12 protein-coding genes and 1 pseudogene are annotated in these 14,965 nt (G+C 67.6%); 7 read left to right on the top strand and 6 right to left on the bottom strand.

Going from position 1 to position 14,965, the window contains the following annotated elements; genetic code table 11:
- Positions 1-11: 11 nt before the first annotated feature.
- The 7 genes from ENE75_RS06750 to ENE75_RS06720 all read left to right on the top strand — a co-directional run bounded on the left by ENE75_RS06750 (position 12) and on the right by ENE75_RS06720 (position 5,953).
- The gene (locus ENE75_RS06750) at positions 12-605 is read left to right on the top strand and encodes a hypothetical protein (protein ID WP_128197129.1); all 594 of its coding nucleotides are present in this window, start codon (positions 12-14) and stop codon (positions 603-605) included.
- Positions 602-1,111, top strand: a complete 510-nt coding sequence (locus ENE75_RS06745) for a TlpA family protein disulfide reductase (RefSeq protein WP_233258969.1) — start codon at positions 602-604, stop codon at positions 1,109-1,111. The genes ENE75_RS06750 and ENE75_RS06745 overlap by 4 nt, the downstream gene beginning before the upstream one ends.
- Positions 1,112-1,286: 175 nt before the next feature.
- Positions 1,287-1,742: an acetyl-CoA carboxylase biotin carboxyl carrier protein gene (accB, locus tag ENE75_RS06740; RefSeq protein ID WP_128197126.1), complete on the top strand. Its 456-nt coding sequence runs from the start codon at positions 1,287-1,289 to the stop codon at positions 1,740-1,742.
- A 9-nt stretch (positions 1,743-1,751) separates the two neighbouring features.
- The gene (gene accC, locus ENE75_RS06735; RefSeq protein WP_128197124.1) at positions 1,752-3,101 is read left to right on the top strand and encodes an acetyl-CoA carboxylase biotin carboxylase subunit; all 1,350 of its coding nucleotides are present in this window, start codon (positions 1,752-1,754) and stop codon (positions 3,099-3,101) included.
- Positions 3,098-4,000 carry a 50S ribosomal protein L11 methyltransferase gene (gene prmA / locus ENE75_RS06730; protein ID WP_128197121.1) on the top strand — a complete coding sequence of 301 codons (903 nt, stop codon included), beginning with the start codon at positions 3,098-3,100 and terminating at the stop codon, positions 3,998-4,000. Before accC ends, prmA begins: the two co-directional genes overlap by 4 nt.
- The gene (locus tag ENE75_RS06725; RefSeq protein WP_128197119.1) at positions 3,997-5,007 is read left to right on the top strand and encodes a zinc-ribbon and DUF3426 domain-containing protein; all 1,011 of its coding nucleotides are present in this window, start codon (positions 3,997-3,999) and stop codon (positions 5,005-5,007) included. Before prmA ends, ENE75_RS06725 begins: the two co-directional genes overlap by 4 nt.
- A gap of 34 nt (positions 5,008-5,041) precedes the next feature.
- Positions 5,042-5,953 (top strand): carbohydrate kinase family protein, encoded by a 912-nt coding sequence (locus tag ENE75_RS06720; protein ID WP_128197117.1) that lies wholly within the window; start codon positions 5,042-5,044, stop codon positions 5,951-5,953.
- 128 nt (positions 5,954-6,081) lie between these two features.
- On the opposite strand, the pseudogene ENE75_RS25260 reads toward ENE75_RS06720, so the two are convergent.
- From ENE75_RS25260 to ENE75_RS06690, 6 genes and pseudogenes are all read right to left on the bottom strand, one after another.
- A pseudogene (locus ENE75_RS25260) lies at positions 6,082-6,459 on the bottom strand (histone); the annotation flags it as partial.
- A 192-nt stretch (positions 6,460-6,651) separates the two neighbouring features.
- Positions 6,652-7,806, bottom strand: a complete 1,155-nt coding sequence (locus tag ENE75_RS06710; RefSeq protein ID WP_128197112.1) for a ribonucleotide-diphosphate reductase subunit beta — start codon at positions 7,804-7,806, stop codon at positions 6,652-6,654.
- Positions 7,807-7,923: 117 nt separating this feature from the next.
- Entirely contained in the window at positions 7,924-10,815 is a 2,892-nt protein-coding gene (locus ENE75_RS06705) for a ribonucleoside-diphosphate reductase subunit alpha (protein WP_375138478.1), read from the bottom strand.
- A 226-nt stretch (positions 10,816-11,041) separates the two neighbouring features.
- On the bottom strand, positions 11,042-11,740 hold the full coding sequence (ampD, locus tag ENE75_RS06700; RefSeq protein WP_128197109.1) for a 1,6-anhydro-N-acetylmuramyl-L-alanine amidase AmpD: 699 nt from the start codon (positions 11,738-11,740) through the stop codon (positions 11,042-11,044).
- Positions 11,721-13,193: a sigma-54-dependent transcriptional regulator gene (locus ENE75_RS06695; protein ID WP_128197107.1), complete on the bottom strand. Its 1,473-nt coding sequence runs from the start codon at positions 13,191-13,193 to the stop codon at positions 11,721-11,723. Before ENE75_RS06695 ends, ampD begins: the two co-directional genes overlap by 20 nt.
- Positions 13,193-14,857: a sensor histidine kinase gene (locus tag ENE75_RS06690; protein ID WP_233258966.1), complete on the bottom strand. Its 1,665-nt coding sequence runs from the start codon at positions 14,855-14,857 to the stop codon at positions 13,193-13,195. Before ENE75_RS06690 ends, ENE75_RS06695 begins: the two co-directional genes overlap by 1 nt.
- Positions 14,858-14,965 lie beyond the last annotated feature (108 nt).

Raw genomic sequence — 14,965 nt, 5'->3', positions numbered from 1 at the left:
GGGGCACCGGCATGCGTGATGTCGAATCCCTGCTGGCGGTGGCCGCGGGGCACGTGGTGGACGACGGTCTGGACTACGCCGGCGCGAAGCAGAAGGCGGCCAAGGCGCTGGGCTACCGTGGCAGCCTGCCGTCCAACGAGGCCCTGGAGGACGCGGTGCGTGAACACATCGCCGTCTTCCACGCGGACGAGCAACCGGGCGAGTTGCGTGCGCTGCGGGCCCTGGCGCTGGACTGGATGCAGCGCCTGCAGCCGCTGCGGCCGCACCTGTCGGGTGCCGTCTGGCGTGGCACGGCGACCCGGCGCTCCGCGGTGATGATCGACCTCTACTGCGACGACCCCAAGGCGGCCGAACTCCTGCTGCTGGACCAGGGTCTGGCATTCGAGGCCGGCCCGGCGGGGCCGGCCTCGCGGCACGGCGACACCTGCGATGTGCTCAGCCTGTGGGTGCCCTGCCGCCCCTTCGGCGAACGGGTGATGCTGCACCTGTGGGTGCACGATCTGGACGACCTGCGGGGTGCATTGAAACCCGATGCGCGCGGCCGCGCGTGGCGTGGCGACGCGGCGGCCGTGGCGCGCCTGCTGGCGCCCGAGGTGACGCCGTGACGGCGCGCCGGCGCATGGTGCTCGGCCTGGCGGCCGCCGGCGGTGCCGGCGCGCTCGGGCTCGGTGTGGCCCTCTGGCGCGAACGTGTCGCGCCGTCGCCGCACCCGGTGTTCATGGCGCGATTCGACCGCCCCGACGGCGGGGAACTGGTCATGGCCTCCTACCTGGGGCGCCCGCTGCTGCTGAATTTCTGGGCCACGTGGTGCCCGCCCTGCATCCGGGAGATGCCGCTGTTGGGCGAGTTCCACCGCCGGCAACCGGCGGTGGGCTGGCAGGTGGTGGGGCTGGCGGCAGATGCTGGCGCGCCCGTGCGAGAATTCATCCAGCGTCAGCCGGTGCCGTTCGCGATCGGCCTGGCGGGCTTCCAGGGGGTCGAGCTCAGCCGTCAACTCGGCAACGAGGGTGGTGGCCTGCCGTTTTCGGCGCTGTTCGACGCAGATGGCCGCCTGCTGCGCACACATGTCGGCGAACTGGATGCGCAAAGGCTGGCCGACTTCACGCGCTAACATCCACCAAGAGACGCGCTTTCGACCTCTTTTGCTGCCAAAAGTCGACTTCCCGCGGGTTCTAGACTACATTTCGCAACCTTGCGGGCCAGTCGCGTCGTCACGACGTTGCTGGTGCGCGGCCAGAGAACACTGACAGGGCGCCGCACCCGCGGGTGGCCCACCGAGGAAACGCATGGATCTGCGCAAGCTGAAAACACTCGTCGACCTGGTGTCCGAGTCGAACATCTCCGAACTCGAGATCACGGAAGCCGAAGGCAAGGTCCGCATCGTCAAGGGTGGCGGTGCGACCGGCATGGTGATGGCGCCAGCGCCGGTGATGATGGCGTCCGCCGCCCCTGCCCCTGTGGCCGCCTCGGCCACCGTGCCGCCGGCCGAGGCGCCTGCCGCGCCCGCCGGCAAGGTCATCAAGTCGCCGATGGTCGGCACCTATTACCGTGCCGCCAGCCCGGGCGCCAAGCCCTTCGTCGAGGTGGGCAGCAGCATCAAGGAAGGCGAGGCGGTCTGCATCATCGAGGCGATGAAAATCATGAACGAGATCGAGGCCGACTGCAGCGGCAAGATCGTCCAGATCCTGTGCGAGAACGGTCAGGCGGTCGAATTCGGCCAGCCGCTGTTCATCGTCGAGTAAGCGACCGCGGTGTTCAAGAAGATCCTGATCGCCAACCGGGGCGAAATTGCGCTGCGGGTCCAGCGCGCCTGCCGCGAGATGGGCATCCAGTCCGTCGTCGTCTACTCCGAGGCCGACCGCGAGGCCAAGTACGTCAAACTGGCCGACGAGGCGGTGTGCATTGGGCCGGCGCCGTCGGGGCAGAGCTACCTGAACATGCCGGCCATCATCGCCACGGCGGAGGTGACCGACGCCGAGGCGATTCATCCGGGCTATGGTTTCCTGTCGGAGAACGCGGACTTTGCCGAGCGGGTGGAGCGCAGCGGCTTCGCCTTCATCGGGCCGACGCCGGAGTCGATCCGCGTCATGGGCGACAAGGTGTCGGCCAAGCAGGCGATGATCCGGTCGGGCGTGCCCTGCGTGCCGGGGTCCGAGGGTGCGCTGCCGGAGGATCCGAAGGAGATCGTGAAGATCGCCCGTGCGGTGGGCTACCCGGTCATCATCAAGGCCGCCGGTGGCGGCGGCGGCCGTGGGATGCGTGTGGTGCACACCGAGGCGGCGCTGCTGAATGCCGTGCAGACTACGCGTGCCGAGGCCGGGGCAGCGTTCGGCAACCCGGCGGTCTACATGGAGAAGTTCCTGGAGAACCCGCGGCACATCGAGATCCAGGTGCTGGCCGACACCCACCGCAACGCGGTGTGGCTGGGTGAGCGAGACTGTTCCATGCAGCGCCGCCACCAGAAGATCATCGAGGAGGCGCCGGCGCCCGGGATTCCGCGGCGCGTGATCGAGCGCATCGGCGACCGCTGTGCGGCGGCCTGCAAGAAGATCGGGTACCGCGGTGCCGGCACCTTCGAGTTCCTGTTCGAGAACGGCGAGTTCTACTTCATCGAGATGAACACGCGGGTGCAGGTGGAGCACCCGGTGACGGAACTGGTGACGGGCATCGACATCGTGCAGATGCAGATCCGCATTGCCGCTGGCGAGAAGCTGCCCTTTGCCCAGCGCAACATCGCGATGCGCGGGCATGCGATCGAATGCCGGGTGAACGCCGAGGATCCTTATCGCTTCGTGCCGTCACCTGGGCGGATCACCATGTGGCATCCACCGGGCGGGCCGGGCGTGCGGGTCGATTCACACGCCTACACGAACTATTTCGTGCCACCGCACTACGACTCGATGATCGGCAAGATCATCGTGCACGGCGACACCCGGGATCAAGCGCTGGCCCGCATGCGCACGGCGCTGCAGGAAACGGTGGTCGAGGGCATCCAGACCAACGTGCCCCTGCACCGCGAGCTGATGGTCGACGCCAAGTTCGTCGAAGGCGGCACGAGCATTCATTACCTCGAGGGCTGGCTGCAGCAGCACCGCCGATGATCGAGTTGGTGCTGGGCTTGCCGCAGGCGCTGGTGGAGCCGGTGTCCGACGCGCTGTCCGACGAACTCGACGCCCTGTCGGTGTCCGTGGAGGACGCCGATGCCGGCACCGAGGCGGAGCAGGCCCTGTTCGGTGAGCCCGGGATGCCAGCACCGGAGCCGGCCTGGGCGAGCTCGACGGTGCGTGCGCTGTTCGAGACCGAGGCTCAGGCCGAGGCGGCGGCGGCGCTGCTGCTGGCGCAGGACTGGACAACGGGTCTGCGGGTGCTGGCGATGATGCCGGTGGTGGAGCAGGACTGGGTGCGCCTGACGCAGTCGCAGTTCGAGCCGGTGTCGATCACCGAGGAATTCTGGGTCGTGCCCAGCTGGCACGAGGCGCCGGCTGCAGCGAAGACGGTGATCAGGCTCGACCCGGGGCTGGCGTTCGGCACCGGCACGCACCCGACGACGCTGATGTGTCTGCGTTGGCTGGCCACGAATGCCCGCAGCTGGCCCCGGATGCTGGATTACGGCTGCGGCTCCGGCATCCTGGCCATCGGTGCACTGCTGCTGGGCGCGCATACGGCCGATGCCGTCGACATCGATGCGGCCGCCATCCAGTCCACGCAGGACAACGCTGCCGCCAACGGTGTGACGGTGAGGGCCGGTGATCCGGCGATGGCGAGCGGCTGTTATCCGCTGGTGGTGGCGAACATCCTGGCGCAGCCGCTCAAGCTGTTGGCCCCGCTGCTGTGTGGACACGTCGAAGCGGGTGGCCGCCTGATCCTGGCCGGCATCCTGGAGCGCCAGGTCGACGAGCTTCGGCAGGCCTATGCGCCCTGGCTGACGCTGGAGGTGCTGGACAGCCTGGACGGCTGGGTGCTCATGGGCGGGCAGCGCGCGTCCCACGACGATCGATGAGCCTGGCGACGCGCTGCACCGCCTGCGGCACGGTGTTCAGGGTCGTGCAGGACCAGCTGCGCGTGTCGTCCGGCTGGGTTCGCTGCGGGCGTTGCGGCGAGGTCTTCAACGCCATCGAGAGCCTGGTCGACGCTGCGCCGGAACGGCCCGAAGGCGTGCCCAGCCAGCACGGCCCGCGCATCATGGCCGAGCTTGCCCGAGTCTCGGGGAGCGACTTCGCTCCGTCCGAGGAGGCCATCGAGCGTCCAGCGACAGCGGAGGCGGCCGCTGTCAACGGCCATGGTCTGCCTCGGGCTGCGTCTGACGCACCGACGGTGCCTGAATCGCAACAAGGCGACGGGCCGGGTCCGGACGCAGAGGCCTCTGAGCCAGCCCAAGGCCGGCGACCGTCGACATCCACCGCAGCAACGATGGTTGCGAAGGCACCGGCCGAGGTGACGGCTTCCCAGCGGCTCGGACCGCCCCCGGTGGCAGCGGGCGTCGCGGACATGGCGACGCCTGCGTTCGTCGTGCAGGCGGACCGTGCGGCTCGTTGGCGGCGTCCGTTCGTCCGCGTGGTGCTGACGACGCTGATCCTTGTCTCGGCGTCAGGGCTGGCGGCGCAAATCCTGACGTCACACCACGACTGGCTGGCTGCCCGCTGGCCGTGGATGCAGCCTGTCAGCGCCCGGTTCTGCGCGCTGCAGGGGTGCCGTGTTGGTGCGCCCCGACTGCTCGAGGGGCTTTCGGTGGACAGCAGCACGCTGACGAAAGCGCCTGCGGATGGGATCTACACGCTGACGGTGACGGTGCGCAATCGCGCCGGGCTGAGCGTCCTGACTCCGGCACTGGACCTGGTGCTCAGCGATGCAACAGGCCAACCCACGGTGCGTCGGGTGCTGACGTTGTCGGAGCTTGGCGTCGAAGCATCTGCCATTGGTGCACGCAGCAATCTGGTCGCGTCGGCCCGGGTGCGCATCGGTGCAGCGCCCGTGCTCGGCTACACGATCGAACTCTTCTACCCTTGACCCACCAGGCGACAGCCTGAACACGGAGGTTCCCATGCCAGCGCTGATCTGCGGATCGCTCGCCTTCGACACCATCACCAACTTCCCGGGCCGATTCGCTCAGCAGATTCTTCCCGACCAGGTGCACATCCTGAACGTGTCCTTCCTGGTGCCTACGCTGCGGCGTGAGTTCGGAGGGTGCGCCGGCAACATCGCCTACAACCTGCATCTTCTCGGCGGCGCACCGGTGGTGATGGCGGCGCTTGGCACCGACGGAGCAGAGTATCTGGCCCGGTTGCAGTCCTGGGGCGCGGACACGACGCTGGTGCGCCAGGTGCAGGAGATCTATACCGCTCAGGCCATGATCATCACCGATCAGGACAACAACCAGATCACGGCCTTTCATCCAGGGGCCATGCAGCATGCCCATGAGACGAGGGTCCCTGTTGATCGTTCGGACCTGAACATCGGGATCATCGCACCGGACGGCCGCGATGCCATGTTGAGCCATGCCCAACAGATGCACGATGCGGGCATCCCGTTCATCTTCGATCCGGGACAGGGCCTGCCCATGTTCAACCCGGACGAGCTCAGACACTTCGTGGCCCTGGCGCGCTGGATTGCCGTCAATGACTACGAAGCTCGCATGCTATGCGACAGGCTGGGAACGGACCTGGCCGACTTGTCCCGTGCGCCCGGCATCGAGGGGGTTGTTGTGACGCGGGGCGCCGAAGGCAGCGAGGTGTGGATGGCTGGTCATCTGACCCAATGCCCGCCGGTGGTGGCGACAGCCATTGCCGACCCTACAGGGTGCGGAGACGCCTTTCGGGCTGCACTGCTGTACGGTCTGGAAAGAGGGTGGACGCTCCAGCGCTGCGCGGCGATCGGCAATCGGCTCGGGGCCTGCAAGATCGCGTGCCACGGGCCGCAGAATCACCGGCCAAGTTCAGCCGAACTCCTGCAGTGAGCTTCAGCGGCTCTGCGCGCTCGATGCGATGCCATCCACATGAAAACACCCGGCTGGCCGTGGCCAGTCCGGGTGTCGGTGCCCCACGCTTCATTCGTCCCGGGGCAGTAGCTCTGGCAGGCCGGCTGTCAGGGCTTGTTGCCGGTCGGGAACGGCCAAGCCGCCGCTGGTGCAAGGGCAGTCTTTGCTGTTGTTGACGCCTTCGTCGGCGTTGATTTCGCAGAGGGCTTTCGGCTTGCTGCGGCCTTCTTAGCCGGGGTGGCCTTCTTAGCCGGGGCGGCCTTCTTTGCCGGGGCGGCCTTCTTGGCCGGGGCGGCCTTCTTGGCCGGAGCGGCCTTCTTGGCCGGAGCGGCCTTCTTGGCCGGAGCGGCCTTCTTGGCCGGAGCGGCCTTCTTGGCCGGAGCGGCCTTCTTGGCCGGAGCGGCCTTCTTGGCCGGAGCGGCCTTCTTTGCCGGGGCGGCCTTCTTGGCCGGAGCGGCCTTCTTGGCCGGAGCGGCCTTCTTCGCAGTTGCCATTGTTTTCTCCTTGATCAAGTTGCAAAGAGCGCCATGCAGCGGGAAGCCGCACGGTTGCTCGTCAAGGTCGACAGGTGCCCGACCTCGACGAACTCAGGTCGAACGCTGGGCGTGCTTCTGGCGTCACGAACAAGCGTCCGAATCTTTACTGCAGGCTGCCTGGCCACGAACACTGGCCAGCCTTCAATCCCATGTCAGTGCGCCCCCGGTCTGGTAGTCGATGACACGCGTCTCGAAGAAGTTGCGTTCCTTCTTCAGGTCGATCATCTCGCTCATCCAGGGGAACGGGTTCTCTTCGTTGGGGAACAGCGCTTCCAGACCGATCTGTGTCGCACGCCGGTTCGCGATGTACCGCAGATAGCCCTTGAACATCGACGCGTTCAGGCCGAGCACACCGCGTGGCATCGTGTCCTCGGCATACCGGTACTCCAGATCGACCGCCTTCATGAACAACTGTGTGATCTCGTCTCGGAACGCAGGCGTCCAGAGGTGCGGATTCTCCAGCTTGATCGCGTTGATGAGGTCGATGCCGAAGTTGCAGTGCATCGACTCGTCACGCAGGATGTACTGGTACTGTTCGGCCGCGCCGGTCATCTTGTTCTGCCGGCCCAGGGCCAGGATCTGCGTGAAGCCGACATAGAAGAACAGGCCTTCCATCAGGCACGCGAACACGATCAGGCTCTTCAGCAGCGTTTGATCGGCCTCCATGGTGCCCGTGCGGAAGTGCGGGTCCATGATGGCATCGATGAACGGGATCAGGAACTCATCCTTGTCACGGATCGACGAGACCTCGTGATACGCGTTGAAGATCTCGCTCTCGTCCAACCCCAGGCTCTCGACGATGTACTGGTAGGCGTGGGTGTGGATGGCTTCCTCGAACGCCTGACGCAACAGGAACTGGCGGCATTCGGGCGCAGTGATATGACGATACGTGCCCAGCGTGATGTTGTTCGCCGCCAGAGAATCCGCGGTGACGAAGAAGCCGAGGTTGCGCTTGATGATCCGCCGCTCGTCGTCGCTCAGACCATTCGGGTCCTTCCACAGCGCGATGTCGCGGCTCATGTTCACTTCCTGCGGCATCCAGTGATTGGCGCAGGTGGCGAGGTACTTCTCCCAGGCCCACTTGTACTTGAAGGGCACGAGCTGGTTGACGTCGGTCTGCCCGTTGATGATGCGCTTGTCGGCGACGTTGACGCGGCGCGCCGATGCGGCCGCAGCCACATCGGTCACAGACTTCGTCTCCGCAGGCGCCCTGCGGTAATCCGCTACGACGGAAGGCGTAGCCTTCACCGACGGGGCAGCGGCAGCTCGACCGCGATCTTCTTCCCAGACCAGCATGGTTGGATTCCTGATGTCTTGATTATCGGAGTGTGTGCAAGCAACACCAAGTGATGCCGCGAGCGTGGCAGATGGTGCTGTTGCGCCACCGCATCGCACCACGCTCACCGAATGCGCTCACTGGCAGGCTTCGCAGTCCGGGTTGTCGATCGAACAGAACTTGACGTCACTGCCTGGCGCGTTTCCAGCGGCCATGTCCGTTCGCGTCGCTGGCCCACCGCCCTGCGGCACGGCGTTGAGCTGCCCGCGGGACACGGTTGACTTCTCGGCCGCCGTGGCACTGGTGGTGCGCAGGTAGTAGGTGGTCTTCAGGCCACGTTGCCAGGCGAGCTTGTAGGTCTCGTCGAGCTTCTTGCCCGATGCGCCCGCCATGTAGATGTTCAGGCTCTGCGCCTGATCGATCCACTTCTGCCGACGCGCTGCGGCCTCCACCAGCCAGGCTGGTTCCACCTCGAAGGCGGTCGCATACAGCTGCTTGAGCTCTTCCGGCACCCGATCGATGGCCCGCAGCGACCCTTCGAAGTGCTTCAGGTCCATGACCATCACCTCGTCCCACAGACCCAGCCGCTTCAGGTCCCTGACGAGGTACTCGTTGATCACCGTGAACTCACCGGACAGGTTGCTCTTGACCGACAGATTGCCGAAGCACGGCTCGATCGAGGCGTCGACGCCGATGATGTTGGAGATCGTCGCCGTCGGTGCGATCGCCACGCAGTTGGAATTGCGCATGCCGTGCGTGCCGATGCGCTCGCGCAGAGCGGCCCAGTCCAGGGTGCTGCTTCGATCCACGTCCACATGGCCGCCGCGCTCCTGCGCCAGCAGGTCCAGCGAGTCCTGCGGCAGGATGCCGCGATCCCAGAGGCTGCCGCGGTAGCTGCTGTAGCGTCCCCGCTCGGCTGCCAGTTCCGTGCTCGCCCAGTAGGCGTGGTAGCAGATGGCTTCCATCGACCGATCCGCGAATTCCACCGCGGCATCGCTCGCATAGGGCAGGCGCAGCTGGTAAAGCGCATCCTGGAAGCCCATCACGCCCAGGCCGACCGGGCGGTGACGTAGGTTGCTGTCGCGCGCCTTCTTCACCGCGTAGTAGTTGATGTCGATGACGTTGTCGAGCATGCGCATCGCCGTCGACACCGTGCGCCGGAGCTTGTCATGGTCGATGTCACCGTCCTTGACATGCTGGGCGAGGTTCACACTGCCGAGGTTGCAGACCGCGATCTCGTCGTCGGAGGTGTTCAGCGTGATCTCGGTACACAGGTTCGACGAGTGCACCACGCCCGCGTGCTGCTGCGGGCTGCGCACGTTGCAGGCATCCTTGAACGTGATCCAAGGGTGGCCGGTTTCGAACAGCATGGTCAGCATCCGGCGCCAGAGATCCTTGGCGGGCATGCGCTTGTAGAGCTTGAGCTCGCCGCGGTCGACCTTGTCCTCGTAGGCCGTGTAGGCCGCCTCGAACGCGCTGCCGAACTTGTCGTGCAGATCGGGGCAGGTGCTGGGGCTGAACAGGGTCCAGTCGCCGCCCTCGATCACCCGCTTCATGAACAGGTCGGGGATCCAGTTCGCCGTGTTCATGTCGTGCGTGCGCCGGCGGTCGTCACCGGTGTTCTTGCGAAGCTCCAGAAACTCCTCGATGTCCAGGTGCCAGGTCTCCAGATAGGCGCAGACCGCGCCTTTGCGCTTGCCGCCCTGGTTGACGGCCACCGCCGTGTCGTTGACCACCTTGAGGAACGGCACAACGCCCTGGCTCTTGCCATTGGTGCCCTTGATGTAGCTGCCCAGCGCGCGCACGCGCGTCCAGTCGTTACCCAGGCCACCCGCGAACTTCGACAGCAGCGCGTTTTCCTTCAGGGCTTCGTAGATGCCGTCCAGGTCGTCGGACACGGTCGTCAGATAGCAGCTCGACAGCTGCGAGCGGCGCGTCCCGCTGTTGAACAGCGTGGGCGTGCTGCTCATGAAGTCGAAACTCGACAGCACGTCGTAGAACTCGATCGCACGCGCCTCGCGGTCGATTTCATTGAGCGCCAGGCCCATCGCCACGCGCATGAAGAAGGCCTGCGGCATCTCGATGCGGTGCTCGTCGATGTGCAGGAAGTAGCGGTCGTACAGCGTCTGCAGGCCCAGGTAGTCGAACTGCAGGTCACGGTCCGCCTTCAGCGCGGCGCCCAGCTTGGCCAGGTCGTACTGCAGCAGCCGCTCGTCGAGCAGTTCCGCCTGGACACCTTGCTTGACGAAGGACGGGAAGTAATCGGCATAGCGCGTGTGCATCTGCGCCTGGGTCACCTCCTCACCCAGGATCTCACGCCGGATCGTGTGCAGCAGCAGACGCGCCGTGGCCCGCGTGTAGCCGGGGTCCGACTCGATCAGGGTGCGCGCGGCCAGGATCGCGGCCTTGTACACCTCGTCCATCGGCACACCGTCGTACAGGTTGCGGCGGGTCTCGTTGACGATCGGCTCGGCCCTGACCTCGTCGCCGAGGCCTTCGCAGGCCGACTCGATGAGCGCGCGCAGCGCCGCCTGGTCCAGCGGCACGCGGTGCCCGTTGTCGACGACGCTCAGTTCCGGTGCACGCGGCTCCGTGGCAGCGGGCTGATGGCGCGAGCGCTCCTGCGCGCGGCGCTCGCGGTAGAGCACGTAGGCCCGCGCCACCTCGTGATGCCCGCCTCGCATCAGACCCAGTTCGACCTGGTCCTGTACATCCTCGATGTGGAAGGTGCCGCCGCCCGGCCGCGACCGCAGCAGGGCACGCACCACCGCCTCGGTCAGGCCGTCCACCGTCTCGCGTACGCTGGCCGAAGCCGCACCCTGCGTGCCGTGCACCGCCAGGAACGCTTTCATCAGCGCCACGGCGATCTTGTTCGGCTCGAACGACACCACGGCGCCATTGCGCCGGATGATCTGGTAGCCGGCATAGGCCGACACAGCGGGAACGGTACCGCTGCGGGTCAGGGCAGGTGCAAGTTTGCTGTGCTGGGCGGCGACGGTCTGCGGCATCTCTTCCCCTCGGGTCTGCATGTCGTTCGGTTCGGTGTGCATCGTGGCAATGGCTGTGCGGCCGGCTGGCAGTGGCGCGCCGGCGGGCGGCTGGTCAGATGGGAGCGCTGAAAAGCGGCGTGTCGCCGGGGACCGTCTTGGACGACGTCTCCGCACCCCGCAGAATGCGGTGGGCAAAGGGGGTCACGGGGGCCGGCGCGTTCATGAGCTTATCACGAGCGCACACTATATCTGGGGTACCGGTGCCCTACAAGCCACTAGCGGTAGTGTGTCGGACCGTGCTTCTACCTATGCCGCCTGTACGCCTGCCCGTTCGGCTGGCGGCACGCGCCGGCCTTGGTGACGCTCCATGCACCCAGAGCTGACGCATGCGCAGCAGGCGTCGAAGCCGCGCCCAGTCGAACCCTGATCCCGGGTCGCCCTTTCGGCCGGGGGCGACGTGCTCGTGGCCGACCACCGCCTCGATTTGGAGCGACCCCGCCAGCGCCCGGAGCAGGCGTGCCAGTGCGCCGTACTGCGCGGACTCGAAGGTGTCGCCCTCCAGCCCCTCGAGTTCGATCCCAACGGAGAAGTCGTTGCAGTTCGCGCGGCCCAGCCAACTCGACACGCCGGCGTGCCATGCCCGCCGGCGGGTGTCGACGAACTGCAGCACGCGCCCGTCGCGGCGGATCAGGAAGTGGGCGGACACGCGCAGACCGGCCAAGGCCGTGAAACTCTCGTGCGCCCGCGTGTCCAGCCGGCCGAGGAAGAGGTCGGTGATCCAGGGGCCCCCGAACTGCCCCGCGGGCAGGCTGATCGAGTGCAGCACCACGAGATTCACGGGCAGGTTGGCCGGCCGGGTGTTGTGATGCGGCGAGCGGACGCGCAGTGCCCAACGCCACCAGCCGCCCCGCCACGCCCCGGGCCGTCGGGCCTGCCGTGACGGGTCAGTCCGTGGTGCCGCCATCGATGCCCAGGCGTGCCATGCGGTAGCGCATCTGGCGCAGGGACAGGCCAAGGCTGGCGCCGGCTGCCGTTCGGTTGTAGCGGTGACGGTCCAGGGCCTTGATCAGGATCTCCCGCTCGACGTCGTCGAGGTGCGCCTGAAGGTCCGCCGGCAGCGCCTCGTCGGCCACCTCCGCAGACTCCGGCAGCGCGGCGTGCGTCGGGGCCACGACCTGCTGTGGCGCTGTCGTGATGTCCGCCAGGCCGAGATCTCGGGCTTCGATGCGGTCGCTGTTCGACAAGGCCAGCGCACGATGCAGCAGGTTCTCGAGCTCGCGCACGTTGCCCGGGAAGGCGTACCCGGCAAGATGTGCCAGTGCGTCGGGTGTCACCGTCGGCGCCGGTGCGACGCCCGCGTCACGGGCAATGCGCTCCAGCAACGCGCGGCAGATCGTCGGCAGGTCGGCCAGCCGCTCGCGAAGTGGCGGCACGTCGATGCGGATGACGTTGAGGCGATAGTACAGATCCTGACGGAAGCGACCTTCACGGACCTCGCGCGTGAGATCCTTGTGCGACGCGCTGACCAGACGTGCGTCGACCGCGATCTCGCTGACACCACCAATGGGGCGCACGGCCCGCTCCTGGATCGCGCGCAGCAGCTTGCTCTGCATAGCCAGGGGCAGGTCGCCGATCTCGTCGAGGAACAGGGTCCCACCGTTGGCGGCCTGGAAGAAGCCTCCGCGGTCTTCCTGTGCACCGGTGAACGCCCCCTTGCGGTAGCCGAAGAACTCGGCCTCGAGCAGCTGCTCGGGGATCGCGCCGCAGTTCACCGCCACGAAGGCACCTGCGCCGCGCGGCGACGCCGCATGCACCGCGCGCGCCACGAGTTCCTTGCCGGTGCCCGATTCCCCGTGGATGAGCACCGGCGCCATGCTGCGCGAAACCTTCTGCACCAGCGCCCGCACCTCGCGCATGGCGGCCGAGTCGCCGACCAGCCGGGCCAGTGCGGGCGCCGCCGCGCCATCGACACGCGGTGCCGTGCCTGGTGCCTGCGCCGGCTCCGGCGCTGGCCGTGCCGGCGACATCGTGGCGCTGCCCGTGCGCCCTAGCGCCGAGGCGACCACGGCCCGGAACTGCCGCAGGTCGACCGGCTTGGTCAGGTAGTCGTACGCCCCGGCCTTCAGGGCCTCGACGGCATTCTCCGGCGAGCCATAGGCCGTGATCACGATGGCCTTCTCGGGCCGCTGCGCCGACTCCAGGCGCGTCAGCAAGTCCAGGCCCATGCCATCGGGCAGCCGCATGTCGGTGATCAACAGGTCGTAGCGCTCGGCCTGCAGCACCTGCCAGGCCTCCTCGACCGAGCCGGCGCTGTCCACGTGGTATCCCTCGCGCATCAGCGTCAACTCGTAGAGCGTGCGCAGATCGGGTTCGTCGTCGACGACGAGCAGTCGAGGGGGTGGCGAGTTGGCGGTCATCAGGTCAGCGCAAGCATGGCATCGGGGGCGGGTAGCGTCGCCTGCCGCATGGTCACCACGAACTCGTTGCGTCTCGGTTCATGGGCGGGCCTTGCCCTGTACTCGATGTTGGCGCCATAGCGTTCGCACAGTTCACGGCAAATATACAGACCCAGCCCCGATCCCCGGCTGCGCGTGGAGAAGAACGGCTCGAACAGGTGCCGCTCCACCTCCGGTACGATGGGCTCGCCACTGCTGAGGACCTGAAGCACGACGGCATGGCCGTCGTGCGGCGCCAGCCGCAGCAGCACCGCCCCGGCTTCCGGGCCGGCGTGCCGCGACGCGTTGTCCAGCAGATTCACGAGCACGCGCCGGAGGTGTTCGGCGTCGAAGTGCACGCCGACGGGCTCGGCCGTCAGCTCGGTGTGGAGCCGGCTGGCCGGCCCGAGATCGATCGTCTCGGTCTGTGCCCAGTCCACCGTCGTCGCCGCCACGACGGCGCGCGCATCGATGATGCTCTCGGCCTCGTCGCGCGCCGGCGCCAGTTCCATCACGTCGTCCACGATGCGTTGCAGCCGTCGCACGTTGTCCGACACCATGCGCGCCAGCCGCTGCTGATCGGCGCGCAGATCATCTTCCAGCAGCAGCGCGTTGGCCTGCGAGATGGCGGCCAACGGATTGCGGATCTCGTGCGCGATGCCGGCCGACACCCGGCCCATGGCCGCGAGCTTTTCCTGCCGCAGGCGTGCCTGTGCCGTGCGCAGGTCCTCCAGCAGCAACACGCAATAGGCATCACCCAGGTCGCCGTGTGTGTTGCCAGGGGTGAAGCGCGCACGCAGACGCAGTCGCCGTGCCTGACCATCGTCCAGCACGAGTTCGATGTCGCGGCCCACCGAGGGCCATCGCCGGTCCGCGATGGCCTGGCGCGCGGCCTGGGCCAGTGGCCGCCACTGCGCGCGATCCTCGAGCCCGAAGGGTACGGACGGGCCCGGGCCGCTGACGACCAGCAAGGCCCGACCGGCCGGGTTGGCGGCGCGCACGCGGAGCCCGGCGTCGACGATGAGCACGCCGTCGGCCAGTTCCTGGATCACGAGCCGGTTCAGCTGGGCCTGCCGGCGCGCCAGTTCCATGCTTTCGCGGGCAGCAGTCTCCTCGCGCACCAGGCGGGCGGCCAGTTCGCCCGCAAGCACGGCGATCGCGAACAGGCCGATACCCGCGAGTCCGGCGCGTGTCAGTGCCAGCGTGGTCGCGTCCAGCCCGGTGGGGCTGTCCCAGGCCCCGAACAGCAGCAGTAGCGCCGACGCCGCCGCGGCGGCCAGCGCGGCGATGCGCGGCAGCAGCACGCCAGCCATCAGCACCGGCAGCACCAGCAGCGCGGCGAAGTTGAACCCGGAGGCCCGGTCGAGCAGGTGCAGCGCCACGAACGTGGCGATGTCCACACCGATGGTGGTCACCCACCGTTGACGCCCCGCGCCACCGGTGGCGGATGCGCGCACCATCGACTCCGTCAGGCCACGGAACCTGGGCAGCAGCCAGATGATCAGGGCCTGCCCGGCGTAGGCCACGCACAGGGTCGCGACCAGGGCGTTGCTGCCTTGCCCGGCCATCGAAGCCGCTGCCTGGGCAAGCACCAGGGCCACACCGAGCAGGGCGCGCGCAGCGGCGTAGGTGCGCGCGACCCGCAAGAGGGCAGGGTCGCCCTGCGTCGGTGGTGCGTCGCTGCGCGGCGCGAATCTTGAGTCGGCGGCCTGGGTGTCCGGGCCGGCGTCGCCAAGGCCGGCATGGCCTGCGTC

The organism is Rubrivivax albus (assembly GCF_004016515.1).
In the GTDB taxonomy this organism is placed as follows: domain Bacteria; phylum Pseudomonadota; class Gammaproteobacteria; order Burkholderiales; family Burkholderiaceae_C; genus Rubrivivax; species Rubrivivax albus.
This window is presented reverse-complemented; position numbering and strand designations above follow the sequence as displayed.

What these genes read in the sequence shown, in the direction of transcription:
- ENE75_RS06710 (WP_128197112.1), bottom strand. Translation starts at nt 7,806, where the DNA reads ATGCTGGTCTGGGAAGAAGATCGCGGTCGAGCTGCCGCTGCCCCGTCG.
- ENE75_RS06720 (WP_128197117.1), top strand. Translation starts at nt 5,042, where the DNA reads ATGCCAGCGCTGATCTGCGGATCGCTCGCCTTCGACACCATCACCAAC.
- ENE75_RS06695 (WP_128197107.1), bottom strand. Translation starts at nt 13,193, where the DNA reads ATGACCGCCAACTCGCCACCCCCTCGACTGCTCGTCGTCGACGACGAA.
- ENE75_RS06725 (WP_128197119.1), top strand. Translation starts at nt 3,997, where the DNA reads ATGAGCCTGGCGACGCGCTGCACCGCCTGCGGCACGGTGTTCAGGGTC.
- ampD (WP_128197109.1), bottom strand. Translation starts at nt 11,740, where the DNA reads ATGGCGGCACCACGGACTGACCCGTCACGGCAGGCCCGACGGCCCGGG.
- ENE75_RS06705 (WP_375138478.1), bottom strand. Translation starts at nt 10,815, where the DNA reads ATGCAGACCCGAGGGGAAGAGATGCCGCAGACCGTCGCCGCCCAGCAC.
- accB (WP_128197126.1), top strand. Translation starts at nt 1,287, where the DNA reads ATGGATCTGCGCAAGCTGAAAACACTCGTCGACCTGGTGTCCGAGTCG.
- prmA (WP_128197121.1), top strand. Translation starts at nt 3,098, where the DNA reads ATGATCGAGTTGGTGCTGGGCTTGCCGCAGGCGCTGGTGGAGCCGGTG.
- ENE75_RS06750 (WP_128197129.1), top strand. Translation starts at nt 12, where the DNA reads ATGCGTGATGTCGAATCCCTGCTGGCGGTGGCCGCGGGGCACGTGGTG.